We start from the raw sequence: 16840 nt of genomic DNA on the forward strand, positions 1-16840 counted from the left end.
TTAAAGAAATTTATAAAAAATATTAAAAAAAAAGGTATGAGAAGCTACAAAACACTATTTTATAGTGTTTGTATAGCTTATTTTTTTTGTAGATTTTCTTGTTTTTGAAGTTCTTTTAGTTTTAAAAATATCATAGAAGTCATAATTGCATCATTTAAAGCATCATGTTTTCCTAAAACAGGTATATTAAGAAATTTCATAATTGTGTCAAATTTTAAATCTATAAACCCGTAGTTTGCAGTTGATTTTCTAAGATCATAATATATTCCAGATACTTCAACTGGTTCGTTAGGGAGTTTTATACCTATTAGCTGCTTTGTGTATTTAGATATTATTGCCATATCAAACTCGATATAATATCCAACTATTGGTCTAGAACCTATAAATTCTAGAAGTTGATATATAGCATATTCTGGTTCAATAGCATTTTGAAGGTCAATCTCTCTTAATAAATGAACTTTTATAGACTCTGGATTTATGTGTTTTGATGGTTTTAAAAAAATATTAAATGTTTTTCTCATCAATATTTTATTATCTTTTATTAAAACTGCTCCAATAGACAATATTTCATCCTTTTTAGGATTTAAACCAGTTGTCTCACAATCTAAACTTATATATTCCCCTTGTGGCGCTTGATCAAATAAAAAATCATATTTTTTATCAAGAAGCTTTTTTCTTTGCCACTTTTTAATTAAACTTTTTAACATCTTAGAAAATCTTATTTAAATTAAATCTATAAGATATAAAACTTTTAAATTCATTTACAATTTTAAAAGATTCTTTTAGTAAATCTCTTTCAATTTTTCCTAATTCTTCTATGTCTATTTCATTTGAAATAGGTTTATTTTGTTGTAGAAGTTCAATATGATTTTTTAATCTTAGAGTATTTACTATTTCAAAAGCTTCTATAAGTTCAGCAGCCTTATCTTTTTCAATAATTTTCTTTTGTTCAAGAATTTTTATTCTTTTTATTGTTGTTGTTTCTTTGATTTTTTCTCTTAAACTCAAGCTTCTTATCCCTTGAACAATTGGGAAAACAGCAGCTTTTTTAATATTTATAAGATTATTCTTACCCATAAAATTTGATATTGTTGTAGGTGTTTCAAAGGCTGTTGTTGATTTTGCAAAATATGCCATAAAAATATCATTTTGTATTTTTGAAGATAAGAATTCTTTTAATTCAATTAATAGATTTTTATCTCCAGCAACTGCAAATGAGTCTACAAATATAGCTAAATCAAGAAAATTCTTCATATCTTGAGTATTATTTAGCCATTTTACAATACCAGATTTAAATTCACTAAAAGATTTACACCAATATGGATTTGAAACCATTACATTTCCATCACATGGTGGATAACCTAGAAATATTAAACTATCAGTGATTTTTTGCATAAATGGACGATATTGTTCTACATCAACTCCATCTCTTACAACTAAAGCATTGTCTTGATCAGTTTTTACAATTTGTTCATTTCTACCTTCACTTCCCATTACAAATAAACATGAATCTTTTTGTAGATTTTCAGGTAAAATCAATGAAAATATTTTTTGATAAACTTTTGTATTTAATTGACCTATAAGATTTGAAATATGATGTATTTTTACACCTTTTGCTTGTAAACTTACTATAATATCAAGGAAATCTTTACTCGCATCTTTTAGATCTTCAATATTTTTTGCATTTTTTATTTTTGATTCAATTACATAAGTATGATTTGCAAAGTGAGATAATATATCTATTTGTTCTAAAATACCTATCATTTCTCCATTATGATTTGTTACCCCAACTCTTTTTATATTTTTTTTAACCAAAATAGTTAAAGCTTCAAATAAATAATCGTCATTTCGAATAGTTAGAAGTGGGAAAATAGCTATATCTTTTACAGGAATTGATAAATCTCTCCCTTTTAGTAGAACTTTTACCTTTAAAAGTGAGTCTGTGATGATACCATACTCTCCATCTTTTTTTTGAACTATGATAGTTGAAGTTTTAAATTGCATTGATTTATCAATTGCATCTATTAGTTTTGTATCTTCATCAACAATACAAGCTTCATGTATTAAAGTATCTTCAACTTTTGCAATCATAAAAGAGGATAGTTGAGAAGTGTACTCTTTATCTTTTAAAGTTTGAATCTTATTTACTAAATCTTTTAAGAAAAAATCTTTAAATTCTTGATTTTGTTCTATTAATTTTAAAAATGCTTTTTTATCAATTTCATAACAAATCAATTCTTCATTTACTTTAAAACTATTTTCACACTTACCATAAATAAGTGAATTTGAATCAAAAGTATCTTCACTTTGATAATCCATAACTATTACTTTATCATTATTATATTCAAATACTGACCCTTTGATTATTATAAAAAAATGTTCTGGAATTTTTTCTGGACTAATTAGAATTGTATCTTTTGGATAATAAGCAATATCCATGTGTTGTACACACATTGCCATTTGGCTTGGTGTTAAAACTTCAAATGGATGTATTTTTGATAAAAAACTCTCTTGATCTTGAATACTCATATTTACTCCTTGTGTATTGTTTCTTCAAGTCTAATAAACGAACAAACTAATCAACATCTTTGTGTATTTTTGAAGTTAGATTTGATATAGTTATTGTAACAATAAAATTTAAAATAGCACCTATAACTCCTATTCCTTCAACTCTTAAATTTATATGTTGTGAATTATTGAAATATAAAAAATAAATAGCATAAATTAATGTAAATATTAATGCAGTTAATATCCCAATAATGGCACCTTGAGTATTTGTTTTTTCATAAAATATTGCTAAAACTAAAGTAGGAAATAAAGTAGCTGTACATAATGTGAATGCTATAGCCACAGTTTGCAAAATTGTAAAATTTGGAATATGAAATAAAGTTGCTAAAACGATGATTACAACTATAAATAGTTTAGATAATAATACTTTATTTATACTATTTTTTTTAAAGCTTTGCTCAAATAACTCATAAGAAAGAGTTGTTTTTATAATTAAAATAAGTCCAGTTATAGTCGATAGTGTTGCTGCTAAAGCACCTGCTAAAAATAAAGCTATAACCCAATTTGGAAGGTTTGCTATTTCAGGATTTAAAAGAGCTAATGCATCTGGATTTATATTTAATTCTCCAAAATTATTTTCACCATTTTGTAAATCAATATTTCCATTTTTATTTGAATCATTAAATTTTACTAAACCAATATTTTCCCATATTTTCAACCATTTCCCACTATTTAGTGTATCATGAGTTGTTTTTACTTCATCATTTATGAATGCTTCGTATTCTATATTAGTTGTATTTTTTACAATATTCAAAGTCGAAATAGCAAAAATAGAAAATATTGAAGTATAAATAATAGATATAAATACTAATGCCCATAATGCTGATTTTCTAGCATCTTTTACTGAAGGATTTGAAAAAAACTTTATAACAATATGTGGTAAACAAGCAACTCCAAACATTAAAGATATAGCTATTAATATTGTATTTATTAAATCCAAATCTGATGATGGTTTAAATCCTAAATCATTTAATGTCCTATCAAAAGCTTGCATTAAATATAACTCTTCTCCGAAAGAAGTTTTTGAAAAAATTGCTAATTGAGGTAAAAATGTAGTTGTAAACTCTATAGTTAAAAATATAGCTGGTGTCATAAATGCGAATAGTATAATTATATATTGTGCAATTTGAGCATAAGCCATATTCCTCATACCACCAATAAAAGCATAAATTAAAGTTATTCCCATACCTATTAGTAAACCAGTTGTTAAGTCAAGTTGGAAAATTCTTGAGAATATTATTCCAACACCTTTTAATTGTGCTGAAATATATATAAATGATACTAAAACAACTATAAAAATAGATATTAGCTTAATATATTTTGAATAAAACCTTTTTTCTAAAAAATTTGGAATAGATAGGTTTTGTGTTTTTTGTAAATAAGGAATAATAATTATTGAAAGTATAACAATCCCACCAACTAAACCTATAATAAAGGCTATACTCCCATATCCATATGTTAAAAAAGCTCCGCTTAAAGATATAAAAGTAACAGCACTGATAAAATCTACTGCAATAGAAGCTCCACCAAAAATAGGGTTAAAAGAGTTTTTTACAATATAAAAATCTTTTGTAGAACTAGCCTTTGTCCATAAAGCTAAACCAAAATATATTGTAAATGATACTCCTACAAATAAGTAGATTAAAGATTGTAATTCCATTTATTGAATAATCTCATATTTCGTCTCAATCTGAGATATTTTTTTGTTATATATAAAAACTGTAAGAATTGATATGTAAATAGTTAATTGACTAGATATAAAATATCCTAGTTTTGTACCAAAGATTTCTAATTGATTGAAAAAATCAATAAAAATTATTCCAAAACCTAAAGAGAATATAAAAAATGGAATAATAAATTTTAAAATAAGTATAATATTATTTTTAAATAGATCTTGTCTTATTTCTTGATTATACATAACTCTCCTTATAAAATTAGGGAATTATAGTTGTGAATAGTAGCAAAAACATAGCAAAAAGCTAAGTTTTATATTATACTGAGTAGTATCTATCTATTTTATATCCAAGACCACGAATATTTTTTATAAAATCTTCTTTTAACGCTTTTTTAAGCCTTGAAATTTCAGCTCTAATTGTTGGATTATCAATATTTTCAGCATCCCAAACGTCAACTCTAAATCGTTCAAAATCTACAATCATATTTATATTTAAAGCTAAAATATGAATAATCTCTAATTGTTTTTTTGTAAGGTTTTGAGGTTCTCCATTAAAGTATAAAGTTTGTTTATCTTTTGAGTAAGAGTAATTTTCAGAAAATCTAATATGAGAAGTGTTATTTTGCTCTTTTTTTAATATTTGGTTTATTTTAATACCAAGTTCACCTAGATGAAAAGGTTTTTTTAAATATTCTCTAGCCCCTAATTCATATGCTTTTGTAATATCTTCAATATCTACTTGTGCAGATATAAATATTGTTGGAATATGTATTTTTCTTATATTTAATTCATTTAAAAGCTCAAATCCATCTAAAGTTGGAACATTAACATCTAAAATAAGTAAATCATAACCATTTGATATATTGTCCAAAGCAATTTGTCCATCTACAAAACTTTCTACCATATGACCTATATTTTTTAAATATTCATAAATAGTATTGTTTAACATTAATTCATCTTCAAGAAGCAGTATTTTCATTTATTTTAAACCTATAAGTAAATTTTGTCTCTTTTTTGTCTGATAAAATAGATATTGTAACAAAATTCTTGTCACAAATCTCTTTTACAATTTTTAAACCTAATCCAAATCCTCCACGTGAAGAGTTTTCTCTATAAAAGTCTTCAAAAATTTTATCTACATCTTCAATGCTTTTTGAATTAGTTGTTACACTAAACTCTATAACTTCATCATCTATATAGAAAAGTTTTACAAAAATTGGTGAAGAACTAAAAGAATATTTCACAGCATTAGATAGATTGTTATCTATTACTCTTTGAAGTTCAATAGCATTAAACTTGATATATACATCATCTTCAATATTTTTTATAAAATATAATGAGTTTGATTTTACAATTTCATCAAAAAACTCTAATCTTCCTTTTAGAATTTCAGAAAAGTTTAAATACTCTTTTTCATATATTACTCTATCTTTTTTTATTAAATATGATAAATCATCATAAATATATTGAATTATTTTTGAACCAGATTCAATATTTGTTATATAGTTATTTGGAGGAACTTTCATTTTAAGTAAGTCAATGTTTGTTCTTATGATTGTTAAAGGAGTATTTATTTCATGAACAGAATTTTTTATAAATTTTTTTTGTGAATCTACTAAATTTGAAAGTTCTTTTGTTTTCTCTTTAACTTTAAATTCTAAATTTTTATTTAAATCTTCAAGCATTGTAGTTTTAAGTTTAATATTTGTCATAGCATCATTTGCATAGTTTGCTATAACTTTAAATTCTCCAAAAATAATCCTATTTTGATTTATTGGATTACTATTTTGCTCAGATTCTTTAAAATATTTCCCTATCTCTTTTACATCATTTACAATTAAAATAGTTGCATTTTTATAAATAAATATTGAATATAAAATAAGTAAAATTGTTAATGATGTTATTTGTAGAGTATAGTTAGAAATTTTTTTATTATATTCTTCTTCTTTTTGTTTTATTAATCTATCAATTTCATCCAGATATACACCTTTCCCTACAATCCAATTCCATTTAGAATATGATTTTACAAATGAAAGTTTATTTCTTTCTTTATGAATTTCTGGTTTTGACCAAAAATAATCAACAAATCCACCATCAGCATTTTTTGAGGCTTCTATTAATTCTAAAAGAACTTTTTTACCATTAAAATCTTCAAAATTAGAAAAATTTTTACCTATATTTGATTTATCAGTAGTTGCATTATAGATTAAAGTTGCGTTTACATCATAAATAAATATATATTCATTTGGATTATTACTTATAGATATTTTTTCTAGAGCTTTTAAAATATCTTTTTTTATCTCATTGTCAGATTTTTTATATTTATTTTCTTCATAATAGTAATCCATAAATTCTAAAACATAATTTACATAATTTATTAATAAATCTTTTTGATTGTTTGTATAGTCCTCTTTTAAAGTATGAACTTTTTCTTGTAACTCATCATGAGCATTATTAATAATGATAAATGTAAAAAATGATATAAGAATAACTATAAAAAATATACTATATACAATTAAGTGATAAAGACTCTTTGCTTTTAACATTTGCAACCTTATGTAAATAAAGTGTAATGATAACTAGATTTTTATAATAAAGAGTTAAAATTTATTTAAGTGGCGCGGCCGACGAGACTCGAACTCGCGACCTCCTGCGTGACAGGCAGGCATTCTAACCAACTAAACTACGGCCGCACCTAAATAAACAATGGTGGTCGATATAAGACTCGAACTTATGACATCTACCTTGTAAGGGTAGCGCTCTACCAACTGAGCTAATCGACCAAAAGAAGGGGATTTAATGTTGTACAATTGACCTTGGTGACCCCTAGGGGATTCGAACCCCTGTGGCATGGATGAAAACCATGAATCCTAACCGTTAGATGAAGGGGCCAAGTTATACAACAATAAAAAGTGGTGACCCGTGATGGATTCGAACCATCGGCCTCCTCATTAAAAGTGAGATGCTCTACCGGCTGAGCTAACGAGTCAAAAGTAAAAAATATTTAAGTGGCGCGGCCGACGAGACTCGAACTCGCGACCTCCTGCGTGACAGGCAGGCATTCTAACCAACTAAACTACGGCCGCACCTAAATAAACAATGGTGGTCGATATAAGACTCGAACTTATGACATCTACCTTGTAAGGGTAGCGCTCTACCAACTGAGCTAATCGACCATTTAAAGTTACATATTTGACCTTGGTGACCCCTAGGGGATTCGAACCCCTGTGGCATGGATGAAAACCATGAATCCTAACCGTTAGATGAAGGGGCCAAGTATGTAACAATAAAAAAATGGTGACCCGTGATGGATTCGAACCATCGGCCTCCTCATTAAAAGTGAGATGCTCTACCGGCTGAGCTAACGAGTCATTATAAATATTTTTTAAGTGTTCTACTTAAAATGGACTGGAATTATAGTGCAATTTATTTTAATTGTCAAGAGTTTTTTTGATAAATTTTAAAATTTGTTTTAAAGCTGTTTTCGCAGCTTGCTCTTGTACTTCTTCTCTTGAACCTTTGAAGTTATAAATTTTTATTTTTTTTAAGCCTTTATTGTTGGAAATCCCAATAACTACCATACCTACAGGTTTATTTTTTGTTCCACCTGTTGGACCTGCTACTCCAGATATTGCAATAGCAAATGAGGCATCAAATTTCTTAATTGCACCATAAAGCATCTCTTCAACAACCTCAATACTGACTGCTCCGAAATTATTTAAAGTTTTAGATTTTACACCTAACTCTTTTTCTTTAATGTAATTTGAGTAGCTAATAATACTTCCATTAAAAATATCAGAAGAACCAGATATTTTTGTAATTAAACTAGCAACCAATCCTCCAGTACAAGATTCAGCAGCAGTAATTGTATTTTGTGATTTTCTTAAGAGTTGTTGTAGAAAAATCATATCTTTTTTTGAGAATATTTTTGCCATAAAAAGCCTTTAAAAAGGGCTTTAAGCCCTTTTAATATTATTGTTCTGTAAAGTCAGATAAGAATTGGTCTTGGTAAAAAGTTTTTCCTAAGTATTTACAAACTTCTTTTATATCTCTTTCTGCATTTCCTAGACAAGAAGTTGCCCCTGGAGATGGTGTCATATTAAAAATAATTCCATTCCCTGGATTTATAGAAGCCTCTCCAAGCATTAATTTTTTCTCCTCTTTATTTAGAACTTGTGGTCTTACTCCACCAAATCCTTTTGCATATTCAATATCTTCTACACTTAAAGAAGGAACAATTTTTTGAGCATCTTTTACAAATAATTTTTTATTTATACCAGGTACTTCAAATAAAAAGTTTTTAAATATATAGTTTCTAATATCACTATCTTTTAATAAATCCCAGAAAATTTTTACAATATTTCCATCAAAATTCATAGTTTTTAAACATTGGAAGAAAGATTTTCCACCTTTATATCTTTCTAATACTAATAGTGCGAGTGCTGTTGGTCCAAATCTTGTTTTACCTTCGCATAAAATATCTGGATCTCCATGAAGTGCAGCAAATGGTAGTTTATCATTTTGTACCATATAAACTTTTCCATTTAAATATGTACCATTAGTAATATAAAACGAACCAGCCATAGATAAAGAACCCATATGTTTTCCATATCCCATTTTATGAGCTAAATATAATGAGTGAGCTCCAGCATTTACAACAACAAAATCTGCTGTATAAACTGTACCATTTGTTGTTGTTACTTTAAATTTATCACCAATTTTTTCAACTTCATCAACTTCAGAATTAAAATATACATCAGTTATTTTTTCACTATTTGCATTTTGAGCAGCTTTTACAAGTTCTTTTGTCATAGCTCCAAAATCAACTGTTGTATATTGGTCACTTGTTCCCATAGCAACTATAGGTTCTGGTCTATCTTTAGTTCTTTCTTTATCTGCATACACTAAAAGAGGTTCTTTCTCTCTTAAAGCTTCTTTATCCCATAGTTCTAGATAAGGGAAAATTTCTTTAAATTGGTTATATCTATTTGTTATAAATTCTACTTCTTTTTCACCAACGCCTAACGCCATTTTTTGGTGTTTAAACATAATTTTATCTTGTAAATCATACATAAGATTGAATTTTTCAATCATTTTAGCTGTTCTTTTAGTTATTTTTGCTTTATCAAAAGTATAGTTTGTCTCAATATCCCCAACGTGAATAGTTTGAGAGTTACTTGTTCCTTTAGAGTTCAAAGTTGCAAGATTATCATACTTTTCTAATAAACAGATACTATTTACATCAGAATATTTTGCTAGCTCAAAGAATAAAGCTGCACCAGAAATTCCACCACCAACAACAATTACTTCATAGTGTTTTGCACTCATTTTTCCTATCCTATCTTTTTTTGTCAAAATTTTGAGATGATTCTATCATATAATATTTTTATTTTAGATAAATATTATTCCAAAATTTTTATATATTTGTAAACTAATTGTTAATTATTAAATATTATATTAAATATATTTAGATACAATCTATGATTTAATAAAGAAGAAATTTAGAATAAGTAAGGTGTTATATTATGGATTACAAAGATAGTTTATTGCTTCCAAAAACAGATTTTCCAATGAGAGGGAATCTTCCACAAAATGAGCCACTAAGATATGTTAAGTGGGATGAAAACAATGTTTATGAAAAAATGAAACATAATAGGGTAGGATGTGAGTCATTCACTCTTCATGATGGTCCTCCTTATGCAAATGGAAATATTCATATTGGACATGCATTAAATAAAATTTTAAAAGACATTATTAACAAATTTCATTACTTTGAAGGAAAATCTATAAGATATGTTCCAGGTTGGGACTGTCATGGGCTTCCAATCGAGCAAAAAGTTGAAGAAAAAATTGGAAGTGAAAAGAAAAAAGAGCTTCCAAAATCAAAACTTAGACAGTTATGTCGAGATCATGCTACAAAATTTGTGGATATACAAAAAGATGAGTTTAAAAAACTTGGAGTTATTGGAGATTGGGAAAATCCATACTTAACAATGGATTTTAAATTTGAGGCAAATATTTATAGAGAACTTTGTGCTATTGCAAAACAAGGATTACTAGTTCAAAGAAGCAAACCAGTTTACTGGTCTTGGGCGGCACAGACTGCTTTAGCTGAAGCAGAAGTTGAGTATGAAGATAAAACTTCACCATCTATTTATGTAGCATTTAAACATCAAAATATTGATGCTAGTTTGATTATTTGGACAACAACACCTTGGACACTTCCCGCTAATCAAGCAATTGCAATAAATCCAGAAGAAGAATATGTAAAAACAAGTGATAAATTTATAGTTGCAAAGAAATTATATCATTCTTTAATAGAACAAGAAGTAATTAAAGGTGAAATAGTTGAAACTATAAATATAAAAGAATTAGAAAATACAAAGGCTACAAATCCACTAAATGGCAGAAATTCTATAATTATTTTTGGAGATCATGTTGAAATGAGTGCAGGAAGTGGTGCAGTTCATACAGCCCCTGGACATGGGGAAGATGACTATAAAGTATCACTTAAATATGGTATTGAAGTAATTATGCCTGTTGATGCTTTTGGAAAATATGATGAAACTATTGTAAGAGAAAAATTATTTAAAGATACAGATAAATATTTAGGGCTTCATGTATTTAAAGCAAATGAATTGATTTTAGAAGAACTTGGAAGTGCTTTGTTAAAAAGAACTGATATAAGACACTCATATCCACATTGCTGGAGAACACATACTCCAATTATATTTAGAGCAACAAAACAATGGTTTATCTCAATAGATGATAAATATGGGAATAAAAACAAAACTTTAAGAGAAAATGCACTTGAAGTTATAAACAATATAAAATTTTACCCAGAATGGGGAAAAAATAGGTTAAAAGCAATGCTTGAGGGAAGACCTGACTGGTGTATATCAAGACAGAGAGATTGGGGAGTTCCAATAGCATTTTTTAGAAATAAAAAAACAGATGAAATTATATTTGATGAGAAAGTACTAAATTATACAGCTATGATTTTTGAGCAAAAAGGTTGTGATGCTTGGTATGATTTAGAAATTTCAGAACTTTTATATCCAGGAAGTGGATTAAATCCTGAAGATTTAGAAAAAACTTTGGATATTTTAGATGTTTGGTTTGATAGTGGAAGTACACAAAATGCAGTTTTAAGAAGTCGAAACTATGATGCTGGAACTTTTCCTGCTGATATGTATCTTGAAGGAAGTGACCAACATAGAGGTTGGTTTCAATCTTCACTTTTAACAACTTTAGCTTCAAGTGAAGTAGCACCTTATAAATCAATTTTAACTCATGGTTTTACTGTTGATGAAAAAGGTGAGAAAATGAGTAAATCTAAAGGAAATGTTGTTGCTCCTGATAAAGTTTTAAAAGAATATGGAAGTGAAATTTTAAGACTTTGGGTTGCAATGAGTGATTATCAAAGTGATTTAAAAATTTCTGATAATATCTTAAAGCAAAATGGTGAACTTTATAGAAAGATAAGAAATACAGCTAGATTTTTATTAGCAAATATAGATGGTTTAGAAAAAATTGTTGATATTTCAGAAATGGGAATTTTAGATAAGTGGATTTTAAATAAAGCTAAAAAAGTTTTTGATGAGATTGAAGTATCTTTTAATACATATGAGTTCTCAAAAGGTTTAAATAAATTAAATAATTTTTTAGTAGTAGATTTATCTGGAATATATCTTGATGTTTGTAAAGATAGATTATATTGTGATGATAAGAATGATATCCATAGAACTGCAAGTCAAAGTGCTATGGCGTTAATTGCTAAAAAACTTATCTCAACTATGGCTTGTATTTTAACTTACACTATGGATGAACTTTTAGAGTATGCACCAGCAATTATAAAAGAGGATTCTAAAGATATCTTTGATTTTAAAAAGTTTGAATTACCAGAAGTCGATTCAAATATAAATGAAGAATTCTTTTTAGAAGCAAAAGAGAAATTTTCAGAAATAAAAGATGCTTTAAGTAAAGAAAAAGTTATAAAATCTACTTTAGAATTAGAGATATCTACAAATTCTAAAGAGTTTATAGCTTTAGATGAAGTTGAAGCAAGTGATTGGTTCTTAGTTAGTAAATTATCTAACAAAGAAGTAACTGAAATTTTAGGAAGCTTTAAAATAGAAGATAGTGAGTTTAAAATTTTTAAAGCAACAGCGCATAAATGTCCTAGATGTTGGAAATTTACAGCAAGTGCTGAAGAAACTCTTTGCCAAAGATGTGAAGAAGTATTAAAATAGGAATAAGATGTTTCAAGAAGAAGTTACAGTAAACTTTATATTTCAAACAATAGCTGTTATTTTAGTTCTAACAGCTATTGGTATATATTTAGTAAATAAGAAGAAAAAAAAAGGAGATTAATATGTTTCCATTTACAGATGAAGATTTAAAAGAACCTGTAAAAAATATAGTTGAGAAAAAAATATCTCCAATGTTGGCATCTGATGGTGGAGCAATAGAATTATTAGCTATAAAAAATGCAAAAGTATATATTCAACTTAAAGGTGCTTGCGTTGGCTGTAATGCAAGTGGAAGTACCTTAAAATATGTTGTTGAAAAAGAGTTAAAAAGTGCAATACATCCAGATTTAAAAATAATAAATGTCCCAATAGGACAAGAAAATTATTTAGAGGATTAAAAAATGGTAAATGAGAGTAGATTATTAGATGATGCAAACTCTTTGTTTATTCAAAGAAGGTTTGACGAAGCTTTATTTTTGTACTCTTTATTAACTTCACATTTCCCAGAAAATAAAGAGTATAAACTTTATCCTATATTTTGTGATATAGCTTTAGAAGATGAAAATAAAGCTATTGCTTTATTTGATTATTTTTCAATTATGAAAGTCAATAATTTAGATGAAGCAATAAAATATGTAGAAGATATGATAAATGCTTATGATGGTGATATTGAGAAAATGATGAACTTATTAAAAGATTTTAATAATTCAGCAGTTGATTCACTTGAAGCAATAAAATATGAAGATTTTAAAAATTTAGTAGAAGAAAGAGGTTCATTTAAAATTGCTTTTGAAGATATTATGTTTTCAACAAAAGTTGCAATTGAAACAAAAGAAGATTTTTATGATTTTATTACAAAGCTTATAGATAATGGTTTTAGTAGTACGGCATATAATTATTTAGAAGGTTTTAATGAATATTTTACGTATGATAAAGAGATTTTAAAGCTATATGAAAAACTAGAAGAGAAGAAAAATGAAACTAATCATAAACGATAAACTTTTTACAGACAATACAGCAGAACTTGAAAAAGATTCTATTTTTGTGATATCAAAACAAAATACTCAATATAAAGATATTGCTATTAATGGTGGATTTAAAACTATTTTAGCAGAAGAATTAAAAAATTATATGGATATGAGTTCAATAAAAGTTATAGGAATAACAGGGACAAATGGGAAAACAACAACAGCTACAACTATATATAATATTTTATTGAGCTTGGGATATAAAGTAGCTTTACAAGGTACAAGAGGATTTTTTATCAATGAAATTCAAGTTGAAGAATACTCTTTGACAACACCAGTACAACTTGGAAATTTTGCAAATATTCAGAAAGCCATTCAAAATGATTGTGAATTTTTTATTATGGAAGTAAGTTCTCATGCAATAGAACAAAAAAGAGTTCAAGGACTAGATTTTGCTTTAAAAATACATACAAATATCACAAGGGACCATCTTGATTATCATAAAACTATAGAAGAGTATATAAGAATAAAAAATCTTTTTTTAAGTGATGAAAGCAAAAAACTTGTAAATATAGATGATAAAGTTGTAAAATATAATCCTATAAATGCATTTACATACTCTTTGGAAAACAGTTCTGATTATAAAGTTAATAAATATAAATTTGAAGATGGTATGAAAGTTGAGTTTTTATACAAAAATAAGAATTATGCATTTTTTTCAAAAATGATGGGAATTTTTAATATATATAATCTTATAGCTTCAATTAGTGCGGTACACATCTTAACTAATAGAAATTTAGAAGATATTTGTAAAATATTAAAAAACTTTGGAAGTGTTAGTGGAAGAGTTGAAGTTGTATCTTTAAAACCACTTGTGATTGTAGATTTTGCACATACTCCTGATGGAATGGAAGAAGTTTTAAAAAGTTTTCCTAATAAAGAGATAATTTGTGTATTTGGTGCTGGTGGAAATAGAGATAGTGCAAAACGACCACTTATGGGGCAAGTTGCACAAAAATACTCAAAATATATTATTGTAACTAGTGATAATCCACGATTTGAAGAACCAAAAGCTATAATTGAAGATATCTTGGCTGGAATAGATGATAAATCAAATGTTTTAGTGGAAGAAAATCGTGTTGAAGCTTTGAGTAAAGCTATTGAAATGACTAACTCTAACAGTGTTGTTTTAGTTCTTGGGAAAGGTGATGAATCAACACAAATTATTGGAGATAAAAAAAATCATTTTTCTGATAAAGAAGAAATATTAAAAATATTAAAAAATATATAAAATTTTTAATTTTATATATTTTATCTATACTTAATTCTCAATAATTAATTAAACAAATCTTAATTTTCTTTAGATATAATCTCAGTTCTAATTTTGTATTAGAACCTCACATGTGTCAATCCTTGTACGGGTTGTGCAAAAGCATTAAGGGACACAGAGGCTAAACCCTGTATAAAAAAAACAAAACAAATTAATTCAAGGAGAATTACTCATGGTTACTATGAAAGACCTATTAGAGTGTGGTGTACACTTCGGACACCAAACAAGAAGATGGAATCCAAAAATGAAAAAATTCATTTTCGGTGTTAGAAAAAATATCTATATTATAGATTTACAAAAAACATTAAGATATTTCAGATATACATACAATGTTGTTAGAGATAGAGCTGCTGAAGGTCAAACAATGATTTTTGTTGGTACTAAAAAACAAGCTAGTGAAACTATCAAAAAAGCTGCTGAAAGTTGTGGTATGCCTTATGTAAACCACAGATGGTTAGGTGGAATGCTAACAAACTTTGGAACAATCAAAAAATCAATTAGAAAATTAGAAATTATTAAAAAAATGAGAGAAGAGGGGCAATTAGCTCTTTTAACTAAAAAAGAAGCTTTAATGCTTACTAGAAAAGAAGAAAAATTAGAATTATATCTTGGTGGAATTAAAGAAATGAATAAATTACCAGATATGATGTTCGTTCTTGATGCTGTTAAAGAAAAAATTGCTATAGCTGAGGCTAGAAGATTAGGAATTACTGTTGTAGCTCCACTTGATACAAACTGCGATCCTGATGTTGTTGATTTACCAATTCCAGGTAATGATGATGCTATTAGATCTATTCATTTATTCTGCAATGAAATGGCAGCAGCTATGAATGAAGGTAAAGCAGCACTTGCTGATGCAAATGGTGAAGAATTTGTAGAACCAATTTCTCAAGAAGAAAAAGATGAACTTATAGCTGAAGCAGTTGCTGAAGGTGAAGAAGTGGCTTTTGAAGGTGAGGAAGCATAATGGCAGGAGCAACACCACAATTAATTAAAGAATTAAGAGAGCTTACTGGTGCAGGGATGATGGACTGCAAAAATGCTTTAAATGAGACTGGTGGAGATTTAGATAAAGCTGTTCAAGCTTTAAGAGAAGCTGGACTTGGAAAAGCTGCTAAAAAAGCTGGAAATGTTGCTGCTGAAGGTTTAGTTGCTATTGAAATAAATTCTGATAATACAAAAGCTGTTATTTTAGAGTTAAACTCTCAAACAGACTTTGTTGCTAAAAATGAAAATTTTATTAATTTAACAAAAGAGATTACATCTCATGCTTTAAATAATAATATTAATGATGCTGAAACTTTAAATTCTTCATCTATCAATGGACAAGATTTTCCAACATTCTTAGCAGAAAAAATTGCTACAATTGGTGAAAACTTAGTTGCTAGAAAATTAACTTCTTTAGAAGGAGAAGTTGTAAATGGATATGTTCACGTAACTGGAAGAACTGGAGTTATCTTATCTGCAAAATGTGCTGATGGTGTAAAAGATAAAGCTGCTGCATTATTAAGAAATATTGCAATGCATGCAAGTGCTATGAAACCAACAGTTATTTCATATAAAGATTTAGATCCTGAGTTCGTTGAAAGTGAAAATAAAGCTATTAGAGCTGAAATTGAAGCTGAAAATGATGAGTTAGTAAGATTAAAAAAACCATTGAAAAAAATTCCAGAATTTGTTTCTAAATCTCAATTAACAGATGAAGCTATTGCAGCAGCAAAAGCTAGATTTGAAGAAGAGTTAAGAGCAGCTGGAAAACCAGAAAAAATTTGGGCAAATATTATCCCTGGACAAATTGAAAGATTTATCACAGATAATACTCAATTAGATACAAGATATGCACTTTTATCTCAAGCTTATGTAATGAATGATAAACAAACAGTTGAACAAGCAATTGCAGAAGTTGATTCTTCTATAGAGATTACTGGTTATGTAAGATTTGAACTTGGTGAAGGAATCGAGAAAAAAGAAGAAGATTTCGCAGCTGAAGTTGCAAAACAAATGGGAAAATAACATAGTTCTTTTGACTATGAAAATATAAAAAGGG

The 16840-nt window shown here is 27.4% G+C and carries 14 protein-coding genes and 8 tRNA genes; 6 read left to right on the forward strand and 16 right to left on the reverse strand.

Translation table 11 applies throughout. From position 1 onward, the window contains the following. Positions 1-77: 77 nt before the first annotated feature. The 16 genes from ALANTH_RS02695 to ALANTH_RS02770 form a co-directional block, all read right to left on the reverse strand. A complete protein-coding gene (locus ALANTH_RS02695; protein ID WP_026803323.1) occupies positions 78-707 on the reverse strand; it encodes a 3'-5' exonuclease in 630 nt (209 codons plus the stop codon). A 1-nt stretch (position 708) separates the two neighbouring features. Beyond that, the gene (locus ALANTH_RS02700) at positions 709-2529 is read right to left on the reverse strand and encodes a DUF294 nucleotidyltransferase-like domain-containing protein (RefSeq protein WP_026803324.1); all 1821 of its coding nucleotides are present in this window, start codon (positions 2527-2529) and stop codon (positions 709-711) included. Between the two features lie 46 nt (positions 2530-2575). Next, the gene (locus ALANTH_RS02705) at positions 2576-4228 is read right to left on the reverse strand and encodes a VC_2705 family sodium/solute symporter (RefSeq protein ID WP_063353219.1); all 1653 of its coding nucleotides are present in this window, start codon (positions 4226-4228) and stop codon (positions 2576-2578) included. After that, complete coding sequence (locus ALANTH_RS02710; RefSeq protein ID WP_029888284.1) at positions 4229-4486, reverse strand: DUF4212 domain-containing protein; 258 nt, start codon at positions 4484-4486, stop codon at positions 4229-4231. A gap of 73 nt (positions 4487-4559) precedes the next feature. Then, complete coding sequence (locus ALANTH_RS02715; protein WP_026807417.1) at positions 4560-5222, reverse strand: response regulator transcription factor; 663 nt, start codon at positions 5220-5222, stop codon at positions 4560-4562. Further along, positions 5203-6789: a sensor histidine kinase gene (locus ALANTH_RS02720; RefSeq protein ID WP_026803327.1), complete on the reverse strand. Its 1587-nt coding sequence runs from the start codon at positions 6787-6789 to the stop codon at positions 5203-5205. Before ALANTH_RS02720 ends, ALANTH_RS02715 begins: the two co-directional genes overlap by 20 nt. Positions 6790-6859: 70 nt before the next feature. Further along, positions 6860-6936, reverse strand: a tRNA-Asp gene (locus ALANTH_RS02725). Between the two features lie 14 nt (positions 6937-6950). Continuing rightward, positions 6951-7026: transfer RNA gene (locus ALANTH_RS02730), tRNA-Val, on the reverse strand. A gap of 34 nt (positions 7027-7060) precedes the next feature. Further along, positions 7061-7135: transfer RNA gene (locus tag ALANTH_RS02735), tRNA-Glu, on the reverse strand. A gap of 21 nt (positions 7136-7156) precedes the next feature. Beyond that, positions 7157-7232: transfer RNA gene (locus ALANTH_RS02740), tRNA-Lys, on the reverse strand. Positions 7233-7252: 20 nt separating this feature from the next. After that, positions 7253-7329: transfer RNA gene (locus tag ALANTH_RS02745), tRNA-Asp, on the reverse strand. Between the two features lie 14 nt (positions 7330-7343). Then, a tRNA-Val gene (locus ALANTH_RS02750) sits at positions 7344-7419 on the reverse strand. A gap of 23 nt (positions 7420-7442) precedes the next feature. Continuing rightward, positions 7443-7517, reverse strand: a tRNA-Glu gene (locus ALANTH_RS02755). A 21-nt stretch (positions 7518-7538) separates the two neighbouring features. Continuing rightward, positions 7539-7614: transfer RNA gene (locus tag ALANTH_RS02760), tRNA-Lys, on the reverse strand. 60 nt (positions 7615-7674) lie between these two features. Beyond that, positions 7675-8178, reverse strand: coding sequence for a CinA family protein (locus ALANTH_RS02765; protein WP_029888285.1), 504 nt, complete (start codon positions 8176-8178; stop codon positions 7675-7677). A gap of 37 nt (positions 8179-8215) precedes the next feature. Next, a complete protein-coding gene (locus tag ALANTH_RS02770) occupies positions 8216-9571 on the reverse strand; it encodes an FAD-dependent oxidoreductase (protein WP_026807419.1) in 1356 nt (451 codons plus the stop codon). 197 nt (positions 9572-9768) lie between these two features. On the opposite strand from ALANTH_RS02770, the gene ileS reads away from it, so the two are divergent. The 6 genes from ileS to tsf all read left to right on the forward strand — a co-directional run bounded on the left by ileS (position 9769) and on the right by tsf (position 16806). Next, a complete protein-coding gene (gene ileS, locus ALANTH_RS02775; RefSeq protein WP_026807420.1) occupies positions 9769-12495 on the forward strand; it encodes an isoleucine--tRNA ligase in 2727 nt (908 codons plus the stop codon). A gap of 122 nt (positions 12496-12617) precedes the next feature. Then, the gene (locus tag ALANTH_RS02780; RefSeq protein WP_026807421.1) at positions 12618-12893 is read left to right on the forward strand and encodes a NifU family protein; all 276 of its coding nucleotides are present in this window, start codon (positions 12618-12620) and stop codon (positions 12891-12893) included. 3 nt (positions 12894-12896) lie between these two features. Then, positions 12897-13493, forward strand: a complete 597-nt coding sequence (locus ALANTH_RS02785; protein WP_026807422.1) for a hypothetical protein — start codon at positions 12897-12899, stop codon at positions 13491-13493. Continuing rightward, on the forward strand, positions 13471-14754 hold the full coding sequence (locus tag ALANTH_RS02790; protein WP_026807423.1) for a UDP-N-acetylmuramoyl-L-alanyl-D-glutamate--2,6-diaminopimelate ligase: 1284 nt from the start codon (positions 13471-13473) through the stop codon (positions 14752-14754). The genes ALANTH_RS02785 and ALANTH_RS02790 overlap by 23 nt, the downstream gene beginning before the upstream one ends. Positions 14755-14965: 211 nt before the next feature. Further along, on the forward strand, positions 14966-15760 hold the full coding sequence (rpsB, locus tag ALANTH_RS02795; protein ID WP_026803334.1) for a 30S ribosomal protein S2: 795 nt from the start codon (positions 14966-14968) through the stop codon (positions 15758-15760). After that, positions 15760-16806, forward strand: coding sequence for a translation elongation factor Ts (gene tsf, locus ALANTH_RS02800; protein ID WP_026807424.1), 1047 nt, complete (start codon positions 15760-15762; stop codon positions 16804-16806). The genes rpsB and tsf overlap by 1 nt, the downstream gene beginning before the upstream one ends. Positions 16807-16840 lie beyond the last annotated feature (34 nt).

Origin of the sequence: Aliarcobacter lanthieri (assembly GCF_013201625.1) — a bacterium.
Classification (GTDB): Bacteria; Campylobacterota; Campylobacteria; order Campylobacterales; family Arcobacteraceae; genus Aliarcobacter; species Aliarcobacter lanthieri.

What these genes read in the sequence shown, in the direction of transcription:
- ALANTH_RS02720 (WP_026803327.1), bottom strand. Translation starts at nt 6,789, where the DNA reads ATGTTAAAAGCAAAGAGTCTTTATCACTTAATTGTATATAGTATATTT.
- ALANTH_RS02770 (WP_026807419.1), bottom strand. Translation starts at nt 9,571, where the DNA reads ATGAGTGCAAAACACTATGAAGTAATTGTTGTTGGTGGTGGAATTTCT.
- ALANTH_RS02765 (WP_029888285.1), bottom strand. Translation starts at nt 8,178, where the DNA reads ATGGCAAAAATATTCTCAAAAAAAGATATGATTTTTCTACAACAACTC.
- ALANTH_RS02700 (WP_026803324.1), bottom strand. Translation starts at nt 2,529, where the DNA reads ATGAGTATTCAAGATCAAGAGAGTTTTTTATCAAAAATACATCCATTT.
- ALANTH_RS02705 (WP_063353219.1), bottom strand. Translation starts at nt 4,228, where the DNA reads ATGGAATTACAATCTTTAATCTACTTATTTGTAGGAGTATCATTTACA.
- ALANTH_RS02785 (WP_026807422.1), top strand. Translation starts at nt 12,897, where the DNA reads ATGGTAAATGAGAGTAGATTATTAGATGATGCAAACTCTTTGTTTATT.
- ALANTH_RS02790 (WP_026807423.1), top strand. Translation starts at nt 13,471, where the DNA reads ATGAAACTAATCATAAACGATAAACTTTTTACAGACAATACAGCAGAA.
- ileS (WP_026807420.1), top strand. Translation starts at nt 9,769, where the DNA reads ATGGATTACAAAGATAGTTTATTGCTTCCAAAAACAGATTTTCCAATG.
- tsf (WP_026807424.1), top strand. Translation starts at nt 15,760, where the DNA reads ATGGCAGGAGCAACACCACAATTAATTAAAGAATTAAGAGAGCTTACT.
- rpsB (WP_026803334.1), top strand. Translation starts at nt 14,966, where the DNA reads ATGGTTACTATGAAAGACCTATTAGAGTGTGGTGTACACTTCGGACAC.
- ALANTH_RS02780 (WP_026807421.1), top strand. Translation starts at nt 12,618, where the DNA reads ATGTTTCCATTTACAGATGAAGATTTAAAAGAACCTGTAAAAAATATA.
- ALANTH_RS02710 (WP_029888284.1), bottom strand. Translation starts at nt 4,486, where the DNA reads ATGTATAATCAAGAAATAAGACAAGATCTATTTAAAAATAATATTATA.
- ALANTH_RS02715 (WP_026807417.1), bottom strand. Translation starts at nt 5,222, where the DNA reads ATGAAAATACTGCTTCTTGAAGATGAATTAATGTTAAACAATACTATT.
- ALANTH_RS02695 (WP_026803323.1), bottom strand. Translation starts at nt 707, where the DNA reads ATGTTAAAAAGTTTAATTAAAAAGTGGCAAAGAAAAAAGCTTCTTGAT.